The following is a 19,135-nucleotide window of genomic DNA, read 5'->3' on the forward strand; positions in this document are numbered from 1 at the left end:
CCATGAAGAAGCCTTTTTCACGCCCCTCCCTGCATGCCATGGGATTTGCCTGCCTGGCGCTCACCGGCTGCGCTACCAAGCCTCCGTTGGCGCCTGCGCCCATCTTGTTTGATCGCCAGGCAGAAAGTCGGGCCACCGGCACGGTCGGTGCCCAGGCTCCTGCCGCGCCCAAAGAAACACACATCAGCACGGGCCCCAAGCCTCCCGCCCTCATTGCCGGTAACTTGCGGCCCGTTCCACCCAAAACCCAGGCCAGCGAAGCAGGTGGCGACCTGACCGTCTCCATCGAGCAGATGGCACTGCCGGCTTTCATCCAGGCGGTATACGGCGGCATCTTGCAGCTCAACTACTCGATGGACTCCGCGGTCAGTGCCCGCACCGACCTCATCACCTTTCGCACGCCCAAACCCATGACGGCGGCCCGCCTGACCGAGATTGCTGGCCAACTGCTCACAAGCTACGGCGTGGCCGTACAAGATTTTGGCGGGGTGCTGCGCATCGTGCCCTCAACCTCTGTTGCCAGCACGCTGCCGCTGGTGCGCCGTGGCCGCGCCCAGCCCACAGTTCCGCTCCCGCTGCGCCCCGTGTTCCACTACATCGAGACCGAAGCCGTGCGCCCCCAGGTTTTCGTGCCCACTCTCAAAAATATCTTGGGAGACAAGGTCAAGCTGGAGGCCGACAACTCTGGCGGATTGCTCGTCAGTGGCCAGCCAGATGATGTGCAAGTGGCACTGGAGCTGATCCAGGTCTTTGACCAACCCGGCCTGCGCGGCCAAAACAGCACAAGGGTCGTGCCCCGCTTCTGGGGCGCCGACGAATTCGTGCGCCGCCTTGGTGAAGTGCTCAAGGCCGAGGGCTACAACGTTTCCAGCCAGTCGGGCGCCGGCGACCCCATCACCCTCATTTCACTGCCCCCCATCAACAGCGTACTCATTTTCTCCACTTCCAAAGAAGTGATGGCGCATGTGCTGGACTGGGTCAAGGAACTCGACCAATTCAACGCAGTGCAGGCCGGCAGCGCTTACTTCACTTATCCGGTGCGCAACTCCGATGCGCAAGAGTTGGCGAAAGCATTGAACGACCTCATCGGCGGCGCCAGCGCCACTGCCGCCGTGGGCGCGATCGGCACCACCGGCGGCACGCCGCCTCCGGCAGTCGCATCGGGCACGCGTCAGCGCCGCGTGGTGGTCAACAACGCCACCAATTCGCTTATTTTTCAAGGAGGTAGCCAAGAAGATTACCGCCAGTGGCTGTCACTGCTGTCTGAGCTGGATCGCCCCGTCAAATCAGCATTGATTGACGTTCTTGTCGCTGAAGTGGCCCTGGCCGACGACAACAGCCTGGGGTTTAGCTGGCAGCTTGACCAAATGGGCTCGGGAGCTCAGGCCCTGCGACTCAGCGGCACCACCTATAACGCACAGGCCAGCGGCACCGGTCTTTCAGTTAATGCCCTGCTGGGGGGCAATCCTTTGCGCCAATTGGCCATTACGGCGCTGGCAAGCAACAGTGACTCGCGGGTCATCTCCAACCCCAAGATCATGACCCGCAACGGCGAGTCGGCCAGTATCAATGTGGGCCAGGAAGTGCCTACCGTCACCAGCCAGGGTGTCACTACCAATGGCGGTATTTTTGGCGGCACCAATAACAACGTAGTGCCGCAAACCATTCAATACCGCAACACTGGCGTGTTGCTGCGCGTACGGCCCGTCATTCACGCGGGTGACCGCATCGACCTCGAAGTGAGCCAGGAAGTCAGCAGTGCCGAACCCACCACCACGGGCGTCACCACCTCGCCCACCATTCGCAAGCGCTCGATTGAAACCAAGCTCAGCATGCGCGACGGCGCCACCGTCATGCTCGGCGGCCTGATTTCTGAAACCGCCACTGACAGCGACAGCGGCGTTCCAGGACTCAAAGACATTCCTGGCCTAGGTCATTTGTTCAAGAAGTCGGGGCAAACACGCGCCCGCACAGAGCTGGTGATTCTCATCACCCCCTACATCATCAACGACAGTGGCGACGCCGAGGCCGCCACCGACGCCTACCAGGCCACGCTGGGCACCTGGGCCCAAAGCGTGCGCGAGAGGGTGAAAGCCAGCCGCGATGCGCGGCGCGCAGCATCGCCTGACGTGACCACTCCCGGCGCTGCCGCGCCCGAGCCTGCACTGCCCGTGGCACCCCGGGTAAACGACAGCACTTCGCCAACCCTGGTACCAACACCGGCCACCATGGCACCGCTGCCTGCAGAGCAAGCCGCACCCCAAGAACGCATGATCAACCTGACCGACCGCGCTGCCACCTCGCAAGAATCGGCACCTGGGGGCACAGCGCCCGCTCCGCAAAACCCAGGGGCCGACAATGGCGCGCCTGCTTCGTCCCCTGTTCCGCCCTCCACCGGCAAGCCCGCGCCCGCCACCATCAATGGCGTCAACGTGCCCGCCGGTGGCACGGTGGTGGAAGACCCCGACCTGATCCGCCAGATCCTCGACGCCACCAAGCGGCGCTAACCCCAGCATGCGTTACTGGCCCGCGCTCGATGGGCTCAGGGGCCTGGCGGTGTTGGCCGTGATGCTCTTTCATGCCCAGGTGTCCCAGGTCCGTGGCGGCTTTCTGGGGGTGGACATCTTCTTCGTGCTGAGTGGCTTTCTGATCACCAGCCAGCTACTGCGCGAACTGCATTGCGCAGGCCAGATACGCTGGAGCCGGTTTTTCATGCGACGCGTAGTGCGGCTGCAGCCCGCGCTGCTGGTGCTGCTGCTGGCCTACACCCTGGGCTGGGCCGCCGGGTGGGTACCCGGCCCCGGCACCGTGGTGGCCCGCGATGTGGGCACCGTGCTGCTGGCGATGGCCCACTGGGCCCGCGCACTCGACTGGCATCCGCCAGACTACCTGGGCCATGCCTGGTCGCTGGGCATCGAAGAACAGTTTTACTTTCTCTGGGCGCTGCTGCTGGCCACCATGGGCGGGTATGCGGCACGGCGCTGGCGCGTCTTGCTGCTGGCCGGGGCCGGTGCACTGGCCAGCATGCTGTGGATGCTGTGGCTGCACGCTGCGGGCGCGGGCCCTGTGAGGCTTTACAACGGTCTGGACACCCGTGCCATGGCCCTGTTGTGCGGCTGCGCCCTGGCCAGCTGGCTGCACGCGCGCCAGCCCCGGTTGCTGGAACAGGCGCAGTTCCAGGCCAGCGCGTCTCAACACTCACGCGCCGTGGCATGCACGGGCTTTGCCGCAGTGGGCCTGCTGCTGCTGGGCATGGGCAGCCTGGAGTGGCGCCATGCACTCATGTTCCCGTGGGGCTACATGGCGGTAGCCGCCATCGCAGCCTTGCTGATCTGGTCTCTGGTGGTGGCACCCGCCAGCCGCTGCGCGGCGTGGCTGGCCTGGCCGCCGCTGGTGGCTGTGGGCAAGATATCGTATGGGCTCTACCTTTGGCACTATCCACTGTTCCGGGTGGCAGAGGCTCAGGCCCCCAAAACTGGCATGCCTGTGGCCTACGCCATGGCACTGGCCGCATGCCTGACAGTGCTTGCCGCATGGGCCAGCTTTGTGTGGGTAGAGCGCCCGCTGCGGGCCCGGCTGACTGCGCGCTACCTGCGAGCCGCATAAGCCAGCAACCCGCAATGTGACCGCACCCGCGCGGAAAGGCGCCTTGCGTGGCAAGCCGCAGAGGCGAATGAGGCCATGCATTCAACGAGCAAGATGAGCGCCTTCCGGGAGCGTGCTCACACTGAGCATGGCCTCACCCGAGGCCACCGAAAGGTCCGCGCAGCGGGTAGCGCCTTCGGCCGGCCATGGCTGCTGCCCAAGCCCCGCCTTGATGGGGCTCGGCCCTGCTTGTCCCGGCCCATGTGCATGGGCGGGCACGATTGAGGGGACGCACCCGCGCTGCATTGAAAAATATGAGCGCGTTGCGCTTGTGTTTGCTGCATTTCAGCGCCCTTTGCATTGCAAACCCAATAGGTAAAAGCGCAACAAGCTCTTTTTTTCATAGCGCAATCCATTGCAAAGCCTGGTTGCAATGGCGCACCAGCAATGCACCCAGAGCGCATGCACCACATTCCCTAGGCCCTTTGCGAGAAGGCTTTTCCCCAGGAGTGGCCAACTGCTGCCGCAAACCCTCCATCCACGCAGGCATAAAAAAAGGGAGCCGAAGCTCCCTTTTTTAGACGTAAGCGGAAAACCGATTACTTGCCCAGGCCGTTGATGGCGTCTTGCGAGATGGGCTGTGCGTCGTTCATGCCAGCAGGCACTGCATCGCGGGTGTTTTCGAAGTCCACGCCTTGGGCGTTGGACGTGTCGATCACCGTCGAACCCACCACCATGTAGCTCTGCACGCGCAGCGTGGAGCCGGTGTTGGACACGATGCGCAGGCGGTCGCTGATACCAGCCTTGCTGCCGCCCACCACGGCCGTGCCGCCCTTGGCTTCGTAGCCAACAGCGCCAGCGCCGAAGGGGTTCGTAGCAGCAGCAGCGTTGGTCAGCTTGGCTTCCACGTCCTTGTTGGCCATGTTGACCACTTCGCGCGGCTTCAGGTCAGCCAGCTTGCCCCAGGCGCCGTAGGTGCCGTCGGCATAGATCATCTGGCCATACACGTCAGCAGCGTTGGTTTCGCTGTTATTGATGATGCGCACGGTGGTCGCAGGGCCGCTCGCACCGAAGGTAGCGTAGGCAGCGTAGTTGCGCACGTCGATCTTGATGCCGCCACCGATACCGGTGAAGGAGCCAGCGCAAACGTTGTTTTGCTCGGCGAAGAAAGCGGCACCGGCAGGAGCCTTCGTGATAGCGGCTTCGGCAACGACGCTGGAAGTTTGCGGAATGGCAGACAAACCATCGAACTTTGCAAACACGTACGCGCCATTGGCCAGAGCAGTTGCACCATCGGCAGACGTAGCGGCAATAGTCACCTGCGTACGTGCAGGATTCAGCGTGGCCGTCACGTCTGCGAGAGCGACGCCAGCTTTATCCACGGGCAGAATCACCGTGCCAGCAGGCCATGCCGCAGGCAGGGTCAGCGTCACGGCAAATTTGGTGTATTCAACAGCACCGACGTTTGCAGCGGCAGTTGTCACAGGCGAGAAGTCTGCAGCAATGAAGGGGTCTGCAGGCTTGAACGGAGTGACGCTATCGCCATACACGTGCGCGTAGTCTGTATCCAAGCCAGTGCCACGCTGGGTCAGCTTGACAAAGCCCATGTAGTATTGGCTCGCCGGAGCTACGGCAGCTGCAGGGGGAACAATGGCCGCAGCGGGGGTAACGCCCACTTGGTTCTGGCCAACCCAGTTGGTGCCAGCCAGACGCATATTCACAAAGTTCGCATCGGTTTGGCCGGGCTTGGCCGAAGGCGTGAAGTCGAACTTCAAGTTTTGCGTGAAGTTCAGCAGACGTGCTTCATTGGTCGAACCTGCGCGCAGGTGCTCGGAGTCAGGCGAAGCTTCCGTCAGCACGTTGACGCCACCGGTATGGTTGCTGAAGTGCTTGAAGCTGATGTTCAGAGCCGCATCGGGAGCCACACAAGCCGTAGCGCCAGCCACGTCGAACAGGTTGCTCACACCGACGTTGCTGGTTCCGAGCACGCCCAAGGAGTTGATGGTGAAGATCGGGGTCTTCATCAAGTTGGTTGCGCCAACAGGAACAGTGACGTTGAACACCACGGTCTTGGCATCGGCCGTGAGGAAGGCGCTAACAATAGAGCCGGCAGGCAGCGCGACCTGGTTGGCATTCGCGCCGTCCAGGTAAACCACTTTCAGCAGGGCCGCAGCGGAAACATCCACTGCCGTATTCACAGCGGTGAAAAGCTGACCTGCGCCCACAGCCCAGGTGCCCTTGGCCAGCGTGTATTGCATTTGCAGGCGCTGTTCGTTGGTACGGGCGTCAACATCACCAGCGAACGAGTAGCTCTTCGAGGGTGCGCGCACCACTTGGGCGTTGGAATAGATGACTTCGGTGGCCAGGGTGGCAGACGAAGAATCGATCTGACCTGCGTTGGCGGAGCCGGCAGCAACAGCCAGAACGCTGGCGATTGCAAAAGCGACTTTGGTAAGTTTCATGAAAAACCTCGTTAAAAAGTAAGAACTAGTTCAGCTTTCGGGCCCTCGCCAGAGCGCTCCCCAGCTTGCCTGAAATCCGGAAGAAGCATAGCACGCGACCAAGCCCCAATCGGTCATTCATTATAGGTAGGGTTAGTTGAGCGAGGCCCGCATTTGTCACTCAAAAAGAGGCAAAAAGGCCAAATTTCCGTTTCATTTTTGCAACAATTTTTTGGGGAACTTTCGCTACAGCATGCTAGACACGGCACGTTTTTGCCTTTGTGCATGCCTGCCAAGTCCGTGATGACGTCATTGCGCGTTGCTCATGGCATGTCCCCAGGGGCGGAGCATCAAGCACTAATGCATTGGTCGCAATCTCATTAGTTGAAGCTATGCCGCACTGAGCAAGTCGCCTGCGCAACCCTCTGCGCGGCTGGCTCAGATTCAATTGAAGGCGCTGCTACGACGGCAAATGTAACCGTGAATACGGCAATGGCGAAACTTATCTTACGAACGACACGCAATGACACTAGCTGTACGCCTGAGAACAACAATCTCGATGTTTTCCGATTGTTGTCCGCAGCAGGGCGATCTATAGCCTCGCCGGTGCGGTTGCGCTGCAAGCGGGTCGCGTCGATGTCGTGGCACGCAAGCTCGGACGGCAGGGCTACTCAGGCTCGCTGAATGATCAGATTTTTTCTTTCTGAGCGGCGTGGTGCTCAAGAACAGCCTCTTGCACAAAGCAATCTGCTGCATTTCGCCATCCCCGGTTGTTTGGCATCTGTCCCACTCCGATCTTCGTCGCGGTGAACTCGACGCCGCTTGCGGGGCGTTTCGTGATGGCACTTGCTTGGCTGGCGATTTCTCGCAGGGGCGGCAACCCGTTTCCAGGCTTTGGCTAGCGGATTCTTTCTGGGTGCAAGTTGTACCGTATCGGGTGCTTTCTAAGAAACCCGGACAAACCGCGGTCAGCGACTCACTGTGACCGCTCCCCAACAAGCGCGTGCCTATTTCGCCTTGCCGGAGATTTTTCACGGCCGGCATCTTTCCGGCTTCCCGCTGTCGCTGGCAATTTTTTGGCTGCTGTCCCTTGGCAAGCAATCTGTCACTCGCTCACATGGCGCTTACAAGCACAGCAGCGATACTTCAGCTGCGCCATGATCACCACAATTCACATTCTTCTGGCCACCTACCAAGGTGCACCGCACTTACACGACCAGCTGTGTTCCATTGAGCAGCAGACTTACACCCACTGGCATCTGTGGGCCAGAGACGATGGTTCGACTGACGCAACGCGGCCCATCCTGCATGCATTCAAACATCGGCACGGTCACCAAGTCACTCTGCTGCAAGGCCAGGGACGCGGTGCATCGCGCAATTTTTTCGGGCTGATCCAGGCCATCGAGCCGAACTCTGTCAGCGACCTGGTAGCGTTCTGCGATCAGGATGATGTGTGGTTGCCCGATAAGCTGGAGCGAGCCCGTCAGTGGCATACCAAATCATCTAAACCTGAAGCTGTAAACCTGTATTGCACCCGCACCCAAGTAACAAATGCACAACTGCATCCATTGTATTTGTCCCCGTTGCCCAAGCGTCCGCTCACGCTGCATAACGCGCTGGTAGAAAACGCAGCTAGCGGCAACACCATGGTGATGAATCTTCCGCTGCTGCGGGCCATGCGTCGCATCAACCCAGAACATGCGGTAATGCACGATTGGACCGCTTACCTTGCCGCGACAGCTTGCGGAGGCGCGATCGGCTTTGATGCGCGCCCATCTCTGCTCTACCGCCAGCACGATGGCAATGTCGTGGGGGCGCGCAAAAGCTGGGCACGGCAATGGACGCGATGGGGGCGCCTACTGCAAGGAAGCTATCGGGCCTGGGGAGATGCGACAGAGAATGCATTACAGGATCTCGACCCCCTGCTTACACCCGAAAGCCGTGCTTTGGCAGCTGCGTTCCATGCCGCGCGGCACAGCTCCACCGGGGCAGAACGGTTAAGGCACATCTATAGTGCACGCCTGGTTCGTCAGCGCCCTAGCGCGCAGCTGGCGCTGTGGGCAGCGCTGCTCCTGGGCATGGTCTGAACCGATGCTTTACACATATCCCAAGCCTATCTTCCCGGCAAACCGAGTTCGGATCGCGCTCAAGTACATTTCCTCTGATCGCAAAACCAATTGGAAAATGACCTCAATTTCAGGAGTTTAAAGAAGAAGCCAACGCTTCTGCGCTTTTGGGTGCGCTGATAGAGGCGCCAGTTTTCTTGGTTGGCTTGAAATTCAAAGCCCATTTTTCGACAAAGTGCCAAGACGCGAGCGCCAGGACATAAGTTGTCACCAATGTCAGCCCAAGCACTGTCCACCAAGAAAAGCTTTCCTTAAATCCCCAGATGAGCGTCTGTTGAACCGGAAAAGCATAGATATACATCCCATATGACACGTCACCGAACCGACCTATTCTGCGCAAATAGGGGGTCGAAGCATTTCCGACGATCAATACGGTGACAGGAACCACCAACCATAAAGACAGCAGAGGCCTTCCTAGCGCAAACGCCCCAACTGCAAATACCCAGCATGCAACCAAGACAAAAATTGCGCTCCACTCTCTTTCATGAAGACGCAGGGCATGAAATGTTGATCCCGCGAAAAAGAACAGGCCGAACTCCAACAGAAACCGTTGCTCCAAAGACCAACCCATTAACTCAACCAAGCGATCTCCCCTTGGCTCCAAAACAGAATATACATATACAGCAGCAAGCGTGATGGCAAGTAAAAACCATCGAATTCTCAAAAGCCCCGCGATTCCTAGTATCCCAAGTGCTACGTAGCACTTCAACTCTAAGGAAATCGTCCATAAAGAGCCATTTATTGCCGTTGGAAGCGCATTACCCTCAAAGCGAAATGGAAGAATGTCACGCATCTCAAATCGCAGATTTTTAACGTAGTAGTCCCTCACCATTGGGTGAAAAAAATACTCGCGCAATGGCAACTGCGACATTGCTGGGCCAAGAACAAATGCAAAAAGAGCGAGCGCGACCGCCAAACCGGGCCATATGCGCAGCCAGCGCTTGGCTGCAAAGCGCATAACGTTCGGGTCCGCACTCCAGCTTTGCGCGACCAGAAAACCACTGATTGAAAAGAACATCAGTACACCCAAGCCGCCTATGGTGTGCACATTCAAAAGAGTGGGCTCCCTCATCCCATTCAGTGCATACTGATGAGAAAACAAGACTAAGAGAGCTGCCAAAAGTCGCAACAAGTCAAAGTTGTTTAGGCGGTGGTTCATACTGCGCGATAAGTGAAAACCAGACTATTAGAACGTGTTTTCGTCCTCCTGAGTAGCCATCTTTCGCGTCAAGCACCGTGAAGCGCTGCGAAACAATTTATCCTAGATTTAATAGTTTGGCCATGACGTTGACCGCGGGCACGACCTTGCGCATGAACCAGCGCAGCGACCTCGGGCAACTTAGCAGCGTCGCTGCTGATCGGCCAAGCTTGAAATTGATCAAGTGATGATCTACACATCTAGGTTGGCTAGTATCCACAATCCAAGGCGATTTCACCTTCAACCATCGTTGATGTGCTTGGCTGTACTGTAAAACTCGTTTCAATACCTCTGTTTTAGGGCAGAGGAGGATGCCGTCTTTGATTTTTGCGCAACTACCGTAAATATTTACTTCGCCAGTTCAGGCCGGCGCAACAAGCTGACGATACAGGGATTCATAGAAGAAGGCTTCCTCCTCGACGCGGTATGGCAATCTTATGCAAGAGCTCCAAGACTGAAGTATTTCTGGGCCATTGGCAATCTCCGCAAGTGCTTGGGCCCATGCCGTCACATCACCCGCTGCAACCACTCGCCCTCCACCGAACTCTTCAACCCTTGCGCGCGGAGCCCCCAGATCTGAAACCAGCGCTGGTACTCTTAGCACGGCAGCCTCGTGAAGCGCCAATGAGAACGATTCAGGTACCACAGAAGGTAGGCACAGGAGATCCACGTTTTCCAGCACCATAGCCAGATCAGTCGGCTCGACCTGCCCTATCCACTCGACTCTGGGATCACAAGCAATCATTTTGCGAATGTCGTCTTGATATACCGGATCCCCGTAAAAGCCACCTGCGACTCTCAATCGAAGACGGTCCGATGGAACACGTGCCATGGCCTGAAGCAGGATGTGCAAGCCCTTTTGTCGGACGATGGATCCCAAATAACCCAAAGTAACCAGACCATCGGCGTTTTCCTGTGGTCCATCAGAGCTCTTTTTCTGTGCCGTAAGACCGAGAAAATCGATACCGTGCGGGATCACCCTCCAATGGAGATCGGGAAAAGCGGCGCGAAAGAACCCAGCAACATAATCTGAAGGCACGATGCGCTCCGCAGCCCCCTGTAACAATGCCCGGGCCAATTGATGGCGCTGAAGCAGCGTCGGCTCCGACCAAGGTGGCACAAGACAATCACGTCCGCATGTGCGTCCCCCATCGGGACCCACGCAGGGTTCGCCTTGGACATTGATCGCGTTGATGCGGTAGCAGCCCACAAAGAAATCCGTCAGCGTTACCATATACGGCAGGCCGCACTGCTGAGCGGCTAACAATGCCGAGGACATGCGCATCGAATGAAAGGCATGCACGAACTCAAAGCGCTCGGCACGCATCCAGTCACGCACCTGTTCCACCATGGCTGGGGCCACATCAAACCCCAAATCACCAGAAGCGGGCAACAGGGACCGCGGGATTAGCGTCACCGGAATCCCTTGATAGATATCGTGGAATGCGTCGCTCAACTTCCCTTTGGCCTTGCCCTTGCGGGGAACTGGCGTACGCATAGTGCATGCCAAAACATGCACGTAGTGGCCCGCCCGTTGAGCACAGCGCGCAAGATTGAGTACTACGCGTTCTGTGCCACCCGAAAACTCCGGATAGAACTGATGAAGAACAAAAACGATGCGCATTAGATGCCCGCTTTCAGATCAAAGTAGATGGATCGGGCAGCGGTAATATCGCCGTTGCAATGCTGGGCACTCACATCCAAGTACATGAATGCGAGCGCGGAGCCAGCAGCCGAGCCAAAAATCTTGACAATGGCTTGGCGCAACTCTTTCGCCAGCCCTTCCGAGGACGGACCATAGGCCTGCTGAACGAAGTGTGCGAAATGATCCAAACGGCCCAAAAATGCATCCAGGAATCGTTGCGCCTCCTTGGCCTCTGGCTCGGCAAGTTTCCGCCCCAGCACACTCGCTTGCTGCTGACGAAATTGCTGTAGCCACGCATCTAGTCGTACATCACCAAGGTGCAATAAGCCCCGGGTATCGATGCGCGCAAAACGGCTGCGCCACTCGCAGCTCAGGCGCTTCAGCATGGTGGGGGCGTCTTGACCATCTGATGGCATGGGCGAATCCATCCACCGGGACAGGTGCGCTGCGATGGACAGGATGCCAACGAAAAGCCCGCTTTGCGAATCAATATGGCCATAGTCAAAGTCGGGAAAAAGCTCTACAAGAAAAACGACATCCACAAACGACCGTTTAAGGTAGTAGTAAGCAGGACGATTGTGCGAATGGATCACCTTCACCGAGGCCAGCATGGCAACGCGATAGCCTTCTTGAATAAGACGAATGCCCAGATCCAAGTCTTCCGCGTAGTCCCCGCGATAGCGATAGCGCTGGAAAATCTCTCGCCCTATCATGCAAGATACGTCACTCAACTGCCCCTGAGACCGCAACGAGGCATGACCCTGCTCCCGCAACTCGCCGATCCGGTCATAGTGGAGACAGCCCAGGAACTGGTAGTGCGTGTGGATCATCGAGTCGTACATCACGTCGCTATCGCTGCGGCTGTACTCTGCGCATGAGGCGGCGACCACCTTGTCGGACACATGGTCTTGGAGGAACTGCAGCATTCCGGCCATCCAGTAATCGCCTATGGGGTAGGCATCCTGAACCATAAAAAGCAAGTAATCCCCGGTCGCAGCATCGGCCCCTCGATTGCGGGCATAGCTGTGCGAAAACTCCGACGGAAGTATTTCCAGCACCACACAACCGGCCTTCTTGGCAACCTGCACCGTCCCATCTTGAGACCCGGAGTCCACCACCACCACTTCGATGCGCCCAATGCCTTTCTGAGAAAACAGTTTCTGTAGAAGCCACCCGAATTCCTGTCCAGCATTCAACGTGGGAACGACAACGGAGACCGCAGCCTGCGGATGCAGGGGAGGGGTCTTCAGCAATTCAGGGTGCAGACGCAGTTCGCGCCTCATATCGGCAGCGGAAAGAAACTCGGGAGCATGGGCAATGACGCCCCCCCTCGACAACAGGCCAGGCCGAGCACGCATTTCGCGCAGATAGTACGGAACGCGCCGCAGCACACCTACCACACCATGTCTGCGCAGTTGATGGCGCAGCATATCCAATGCACGCTTGGGAAGCGAACTCCTCGCTGCCACAATCCAGCGATCTGTGACACGGCGCACGCCACGCAACGGCCGCGTAATCTGCCAAGATTTGGACTCCAACATATCTTGCAGTTCCGCACTCAGCGACGCAATGATCTGGTCGTAGTTGTGCCGTTCCAACGCGGCATCCCGCTCATGCGTGGCATGCTGTTCCGCGACGGCCTTGTACAACTCACTGACCATCGCATCTTTGGAATTGAGCGCCTCGTACAACCGGGCAGACTCCTTGTCTGAGCGATCAATCACGGCATAGAGCTGCAAAGATTTGGTATCCCGCGCATCGATGGCCTCCGTCAGATGCTCACATCGCCCCGCAAGGAACTGATTTGTTAAACGCAGCTCGAACTCCGCCCCTAATCGAGCAAAAAGCGTGCTCATCAGCTTCCAGTGAGGACTGTCAACACCCTCCGCCATGGCAGACAAAGCGGGTGACCGGTCCACTCCCACCAAGAGGACGCCAAGACCATTGGAATGGGTGAAATTAAATCCAGGATACCGCTGCACCAATTCTTGCCAGAGACGGTGCACACCAAAATCATCGCGAAAAACACAGGTGTCATGAAAGAGCACTACACCTCGGCCCGACAACTTTGGCAGCCAGGTTTCAAAATCGTGCTGAACAGCCTCGTATGTGTGCAAGCCATCGATATGCAGCAAGTCAACACTGCCTGGGGCAAAGTCGTCCAGCGCCTGATCGAAAGTTTTTCTGAGAAGTTTCGAGAAGCGGCCATACAAAGGATCATGGTATGCACGGAGCTGGTCATAAACGCTATCGTCGTACCGTCCTGCATGGGAGTCACCCTGCCATGTATCGACGGCAAAGGCTTTTGTCATGGACGAGGCCTCTTCGATGGATTGGCAAAACGCGCAATACGAATTTCCCGTATGGGTTCCCAGTTCCACCAATATTCTGGGCCTGATTTGATGGATGAGCCAGGCTGCGAACGGAATATGCCCTGCCCATGGATTTGGCAGTACCAAACGCCGGGGCTCAGTCAGCATGGGGGCTAAATCGATATTTTTCATATTCTCTGTGACATTGGCATTGGTATTTATCGTGCGGCACTTGGCCAGTCCAACGGCCGATCAAGATCTGTTCGGCGAAACGTCAAGAGATATATGGCGCATGGGGATACCAACCAAACCGGCAGACGCGCTGGTGGATTCTGACTTGAACTGCAGGGCATCATGAATCCAGTGATGCTGGATATGTTCCTGCTGCGTACCATCGGCAAGCGCCACGGTAATGGTGTAGTCTCCAACTGGCATACGGGGCATTTCGAACGAGAAGGTTGCACAAACTTTTTCGCCAGGATCGCAAGGCTGCGGGTCATCCATATAGACAAGACAGGTGTTATCGCCAAAAAGCGCTTGTCCCGTCCGATCATTGACATAGAAACCAACGATCGGAGAACGCAGATGCATATGGCATTCCACCTCAACCCTCAAGCGCACCGATTCGCCGCCGATCACCCAGCTCAAAGGACGCCCCTGCACATCCAGAAGCTGTACTTTGGAAATCGTCCCCCCCCGTTCACCGAAGGAAGAGGAGTCTGGACGAAACTCAAACACCTTGATGTCGTTGCGCAAATGGGTGGAGTTGATGAAGTCCCGCCGCTGGTCATGCAGAGGTAATGCCGCAGTGTTTAAGCGTGGCAATGCCTTGGGTGGAGGCTGGCCGCCCTTGCCCTGCTGTGCCTCATAAAAAGCCTGCAAATACAGATCGCAAACTTCCTTTGCCTGTCCACTTTCAATGATCTGGCCCTTGTCTATCCAGATTACCCTGTCGCACAAGCTCTTGACTGCTGCAGTATCGTGACTCACGAAAAGCACAGTGCCATGTTGCATGAAGCCACGCAGAAATCGCATGCATTTTTGGGTAAAAAAAGCATCGCCCACCGCCAGAGCCTCATCGATCACCAGAATGTCGGCATCCACATGGGCGATCACGGCAAACGCCAGACGCACGAGCATGCCGCTGGAGTAGGTTTTGACAGGCTGCTCCATGAATTCACCAATATCCGCAAAATTTTCGATATCGGCAAATTTTTCACGGGTGCGCTCTTCGCTTTGGCCTAATACGCCCGCATTGAAAAATACATTCTCACGACCGGTGAATTCAGGATTGAAACCCGAACCCAACTCCAAAAGCGCCGCCACCCTGCCCTGCACCTCAATGCCCCCTTGCGTGGGGTGCAAGGTGCCGCAGATTATCTGCAGCAGGGTTGATTTTCCGGAGCCGTTGCGGCCAATGATGCCTATGGTCTGTCCTTTATTGATTTCAAATGAAACATCGCGCAGTGCCCAAAATTCACGGTAATAGTTGACCGCGTTCAATCCTAGCCAGCGCCGCAGGCGCGGCAAGACAAACTGCCGCAGCCGCTGGCCAGGGGTGGCATAAATCTGGAAGCATTTGTGCAGTCCATGGACTCGAATGGCCACAGGAGCAGGATCGTGCACATCAGAGGACATCGGCAAACCCTTTGCGCGTTTTCTGGAACCAGGCAAAACCCAGCCATGCCACACCGACGGAAATCACCCCATACAAGAACAGTCCGAACCATTGGGGGCCATTTCCCCATACCAGCACCTCGCGCATTTGCTCGATGATAAAAGTCAGTGGATTGAGCTGCATCCAGGGCTGCAATGGCGCAGGCAAGGACTGGATTGGAAAAAACACAGGCGACATGAAAAGCATGACTGAAGTAACCAATCCAATCGTCTGACCCACATCACGCGCAAAAACGCCCAGAGATGCCAACGCCCAAGCCAACCCCAAGGTCAATACCAGCAAAGGAAAGATAACTATCGGGAAAAACAGTGCAGTGACAGGTACTGAACCGGTAAACAACAGCTTGGCCACCAGCAACACTACAACGCTGACCAGCCCATGGAAAGACGCAGCAACCAACTGAATTACTGGCAATATTTCCAGGGGAAAAACCACCTTCTTTACATAGTTGACATTTCCCAATATCAGCTGTGGGGCACGGTTGATGACTTCAGCAAAAAGAGAGTGAACAATGAGACCGGCAAAAAGAACCACGGCAAAGTGGGTACGCGACTCTTCTCCAGTGCCCCAGCGGGCGCGGAACACCACAGAAAACACAAAGGTGTAAATCGCCAACATGAACAATGGGATCAGAAATGACCACATCAGTCCCAGGGTTGAACCCCGGTAGCGGCCAATCACCTCGCGCTGGCTCATGCGGGCAATTAAATGACGATGCGCCCATAAGGTGCGAAACATACCCTGCAGCGAGGCAGGCGGCTCAGCATGGGGGTTCATGAATTGAAGCAGTCCGCCTGAGCCAGCGAGCACCCTGCACTGTCCTTGGCCGATAACACCGGCGCAACTCCCATATCAGGCCAAGCAATTGCCAGACTAGGATCGTTCCACGCAATGCAGCGCTCATGTTCCGGCGCGTAGTAGTCAGTGGTTTTATATAGAAACTCCGCCGTTTCGCTAAGTACCACGAAACCGTGCGCAAAGCCCGGTGGCACCCAGAGCTGGTGATGGTTGTTAGCACTCAATTCCGCCCCCACCCATTGACCGAAGGTAGGCGAACTTTTGCGGATATCGACGGCTACGTCGAACACGGCGCCCTGCACCACGCGCACCAGCTTTCCCTGAGGTTGCTGGATCTGATAGTGCAGGCCGCGCAGCACACCTTTGCTGGAACGGCTGTGGTTGTCCTGCACGAACTGGAGGTTTGTGCCCGTGGCCTCGTTGAAGGCGCGCTGGTTAAAACTCTCGAAGAAAAATCCGCGCGCGTCGCCGAACACCTTGGGTTCGATCAACACGACGTCGGGAATGGCGAGGCGGGTGGCTTGCATACAGGTCTCAGTAAATTTTCTCTTCGGCAACGCGCAGCAGGTATTGCCCGTAGCCGTTCTTGCTCATGGGCTTGGCCAGGCGCTCCAGTTGCACGGCGTCAATCCAATGCTGGCGCCACGCAATCTCCTCGGGGCAGGCGATCTTCAGCCCCTGGCGGCGCTCCAGCGTGGCGATGAACTGGCCGGCTTCGAGCAGGCTGTCGTGCGTGCCGGTGTCCAGCCATGCATAGCCCCGGCCCATGATCTCGACATTGAGCTGGCCCTGCTCCAGGTACTGGCGGTTGAGGTCGGTAATCTCCAGTTCGCCGCGCGGCGAAGGCTGGAGGTTCTTAGCCAGCTCGACCACTTGGCGGTCATAGAAATACAGCCCCGTGACGGCGTAGCTGGACTTGGGCGCCACCGGTTTTTCTTCCAGCGAGAGCACCTTACCCGAGGCGTCGAACTCGGCCACGCCATAGCGTTCGGGATCGTGCACGTGGTAGGCAAACACGCTGGCGCCCCCCTGGCGCTGCATGGCGTTGGCCAGCAGCAGGTGCATGTCGTGGCCATAGAAGAGGTTGTCGCCCAGCACCAGCGCGCTCGGGCTGTCACCAATGAACTCCTCGCCAATGATGAAAGCCTGCGCCAGCCCGTCAGGGCTGGGCTGCACCGCGTACTGCAGGCAGATGCCCCACTGGCTGCCATCGCCCAGCAGTTGCTCAAAGCGCGGCGTGTCCTGCGGCGTGCTGATGATGAGGACGTCGCGGATGCCCGCGAGCATCAGGGTGCTCAGCGGGTAGTAAATCATCGGCTTGTCGTACACCGGCAGCAGCTGCTTGCTGATCGCGAGCGTGGCCGGGTGCAGGCGGGTGCCTGAGCCTCCGGCCAGGATGATGCCTTTGCGTGCTGTGTTTGGTGCGGTCATGGTGTTCTACAGAGAATTTCGGTGAGCATGCGCGCCACGCCTTGTTGCCAGTGCGGCAGTGTGAGGCCGAAGGTGGCTTGCAGCTTGCGTGTGTCGAGGCGCGAGTTGTGCGGACGCACGGCCGGTGTGGGGAACGCGCTGGTGGGCACGGGCGCTACCTCGGTGGCTTTTATTTTGATAGCGGCCTGCGCTTGCTGGGCCTGCTCAATCACGTATTTTGCGTAGGAATTCCAAGTGGTTTCGCCAGCGGCCACCAAGTGGTACAGGCCGGCATCCTGCGGGCGCTGCATTAGGTGGCGCAGGGCATGCGCGGTCACGTCGGCGATGAGGTCCGCGCCCGTTGGGGCGCCCCACTGGTCGTCGATCACGGTGAGGCGCTCGCGCTCCTGCGCCAGGCGCAGCATGGTCTTGGCGAAGTTGCCACCGCGCGCGGCATAGACCCAGCTGGTGCGCAGGATCAGGTGCTTGCACCCCGATTGCTGGATCAGCCGCTCGCCTTCGAGCTTGGTGCGGCCATACACCGACAGCGGTGCGGGGGCATCCGTTTCGACCCACGGGCGGCTGCCGCTGCCATCGAACACGTAGTCGGTGCTGTAGTGCACGAGCCAGGCGCCCAACCGGGCGGCCTCTTCGGCCAGCACGCCGGGCGTGGTGGCATTGAGCAGACGGGCCAGTTCGGGCTCGCTCTCGGCCTTGTCCACCGCCGTGTGTGCGGCAGCATTGACGATCACGTCGGGGCGCAGGGCGCGCACCGTCTCGGCGATGCCCTCGGAGTGGCTGAAGTCAGCGCAGTGCCCGGTGCTGTCACGGCCCAGCGCCGTGACCTTGCCCAGCACGGCGAGGCTGCGTTGCAGTTCCCAGCCGACCTGCCCACCCTTGCCAAAAAGAAGGATGTTCATGTGCTGGGGGATTCGGCCTGGGACTGGTATTGGGTCTGCACCCAGTCGCGGTAGGCGCCGGTCTGAACGTTGGCGACCCAGTCGGCGTGCTCCAGGTACCACTGCACGGTCTTGCGGATGCCGGTGTCGAAGGTTTCCGCGGGCTTCCAGGCCAGTTCGCGTTCGATCTTGCGCGCGTCGATGGCGTAGCGGCGGTCGTGCCCGGGGCGGTCCTTGACGTAGGCGATCTGCGCGCGGTAGCTCTGGCCGTCGGCGCGCGGGCGCAGTTCGTCGAGCAGGCCACACACGGTGTTGACGATGTCGATGTTGGGCTTTTCGTTCCAGCCGCCAACGTTGTAGGTCTCGCCCAGGCGCCCGGCTTCGAGCACACGGCGGATCGCGCTGCAGTGGTCGGTGACGTACAGCCAGTCGCGCACCTGCCTGCCGTCGCCGTAGATGGGCAGGCTCTTGCCGGCCAGGGCATTGACGATCATCAGGGGGATGAGCTTTTCGGGGAAGTGGTAGGGCCCGTAGTTGTTGCTGCAGTTGGTGGTCAGCACCGGCAGGCCGTAGGTGTGGTGCCAGGCGCGCACCAGGTGGTCGCTCGCCGCCTTGCTTGCGGAATACGGGCTGTTGGGCTCGCAGGTGTGCTCTTCGGTGAAGGCCGGGGCATCGGGCGCCAGCGTGCCGTAGACCTCGTCGGTGCTCACGTGCAGAAACCGGAATGCTTCCTTTTCAATAGCTGGCAGCGCTTGCCAGTAGTGCCTTACAGCCTCCAAAAGCCTGAAAGTTCCAACCACGTTGGTCTGGATGAAGTCTTCGGGACCGTGGATGGAGCGGTCCACATGCGATTCGGCGGCGAAGTTGAGCACAGCGCGTGGCTGGTGCTCGGCCAGCAGGCGCTGCACCAGCGCACTGTCGCCGATGTCCCCCTGCACGAACACATGGCGCGCATCGCCCTGCACGCTGGCCAGGTTGTGCAGGTTGCCCGCGTACGTGAGTTTGTCGAGGTTGACAACGCCCTCTTCGCTGCTGCGCAGCCA

Annotated in this window: 14 protein-coding genes; 4 read left to right on the plus strand and 10 right to left on the minus strand. The window is 58.4% G+C overall.

Annotation, left to right across the window (positions count from 1 at the left end):
* Positions 1–2 precede the first annotated feature (2 nt).
* Positions 3–2,507 (plus strand): type II secretion system protein GspD, encoded by a 2,505-nt coding sequence (locus B2J89_RS14765; RefSeq protein WP_169169829.1) that lies wholly within the window; start codon positions 3–5, stop codon positions 2,505–2,507.
* A 7-nt stretch (positions 2,508–2,514) separates the two neighbouring features.
* On the plus strand, positions 2,515–3,606 hold the full coding sequence (locus B2J89_RS14770; RefSeq protein ID WP_169169830.1) for an acyltransferase: 1,092 nt from the start codon (positions 2,515–2,517) through the stop codon (positions 3,604–3,606).
* 578 nt (positions 3,607–4,184) lie between these two features.
* On the opposite strand, the gene B2J89_RS14775 is transcribed toward B2J89_RS14770, so the two are convergent.
* Positions 4,185–6,047, minus strand: a complete 1,863-nt coding sequence (locus B2J89_RS14775) for a hypothetical protein (RefSeq protein ID WP_169169831.1) — start codon at positions 6,045–6,047, stop codon at positions 4,185–4,187.
* 960 nt (positions 6,048–7,007) lie between these two features.
* Between B2J89_RS14775 and B2J89_RS14780 the strand changes: the two genes are divergently transcribed.
* Both B2J89_RS14780 and B2J89_RS14785 read left to right on the plus strand, forming a co-directional pair.
* Entirely contained in the window at positions 7,008–7,187 is a 180-nt protein-coding gene (locus B2J89_RS14780) for a hypothetical protein (protein WP_169169832.1), read from the plus strand.
* A complete protein-coding gene (locus B2J89_RS14785) occupies positions 7,184–8,113 on the plus strand; it encodes a glycosyltransferase family 2 protein (RefSeq protein ID WP_169169833.1) in 930 nt (309 codons plus the stop codon). Before B2J89_RS14780 ends, B2J89_RS14785 begins: the two co-directional genes overlap by 4 nt.
* Before the next feature lie 109 nt (positions 8,114–8,222).
* Here the strand turns inward: B2J89_RS14785 and B2J89_RS14790 are convergent, their stop codons facing one another.
* The 9 genes from B2J89_RS14790 to rfbB all read right to left on the minus strand — a co-directional run bounded on the left by B2J89_RS14790 (position 8,223) and on the right by rfbB (position 19,132).
* On the minus strand, positions 8,223–9,311 hold the full coding sequence (locus B2J89_RS14790; RefSeq protein ID WP_169169834.1) for an acyltransferase: 1,089 nt from the start codon (positions 9,309–9,311) through the stop codon (positions 8,223–8,225).
* 400 nt (positions 9,312–9,711) lie between these two features.
* Positions 9,712–10,974: a glycosyltransferase gene (locus tag B2J89_RS14795; RefSeq protein WP_169169835.1), complete on the minus strand. Its 1,263-nt coding sequence runs from the start codon at positions 10,972–10,974 to the stop codon at positions 9,712–9,714.
* Entirely contained in the window at positions 10,974–13,499 is a 2,526-nt protein-coding gene (locus tag B2J89_RS14800; RefSeq protein ID WP_169169836.1) for a class I SAM-dependent methyltransferase, read from the minus strand. The genes B2J89_RS14795 and B2J89_RS14800 overlap by 1 nt, the downstream gene beginning before the upstream one ends.
* A gap of 60 nt (positions 13,500–13,559) precedes the next feature.
* A complete protein-coding gene (locus B2J89_RS14805; RefSeq protein WP_169169837.1) occupies positions 13,560–14,945 on the minus strand; it encodes an ABC transporter ATP-binding protein in 1,386 nt (461 codons plus the stop codon).
* Complete coding sequence (locus tag B2J89_RS14810; protein ID WP_169169838.1) at positions 14,935–15,762, minus strand: ABC transporter permease; 828 nt, start codon at positions 15,760–15,762, stop codon at positions 14,935–14,937. Before B2J89_RS14810 ends, B2J89_RS14805 begins: the two co-directional genes overlap by 11 nt.
* Positions 15,759–16,310, minus strand: a complete 552-nt coding sequence (rfbC, locus tag B2J89_RS14815; RefSeq protein ID WP_169169839.1) for a dTDP-4-dehydrorhamnose 3,5-epimerase — start codon at positions 16,308–16,310, stop codon at positions 15,759–15,761. The genes B2J89_RS14810 and rfbC overlap by 4 nt, the downstream gene beginning before the upstream one ends.
* Positions 16,311–16,317: 7 nt before the next feature.
* A complete protein-coding gene (gene rfbA / locus B2J89_RS14820) occupies positions 16,318–17,214 on the minus strand; it encodes a glucose-1-phosphate thymidylyltransferase RfbA (RefSeq protein WP_169169840.1) in 897 nt (298 codons plus the stop codon).
* A complete protein-coding gene (gene rfbD / locus B2J89_RS14825) occupies positions 17,211–18,113 on the minus strand; it encodes a dTDP-4-dehydrorhamnose reductase (RefSeq protein ID WP_169169841.1) in 903 nt (300 codons plus the stop codon). Before rfbD ends, rfbA begins: the two co-directional genes overlap by 4 nt.
* Positions 18,110–19,132, minus strand: coding sequence for a dTDP-glucose 4,6-dehydratase (gene rfbB / locus B2J89_RS14830; RefSeq protein ID WP_371809080.1), 1,023 nt, complete (start codon positions 19,130–19,132; stop codon positions 18,110–18,112). The genes rfbD and rfbB overlap by 4 nt, the downstream gene beginning before the upstream one ends.
* Between the last annotated feature and the right edge of the window lie 3 nt (positions 19,133–19,135).

The sequence above is a fragment of the Acidovorax sp. SRB_24 genome (assembly GCF_012931925.1).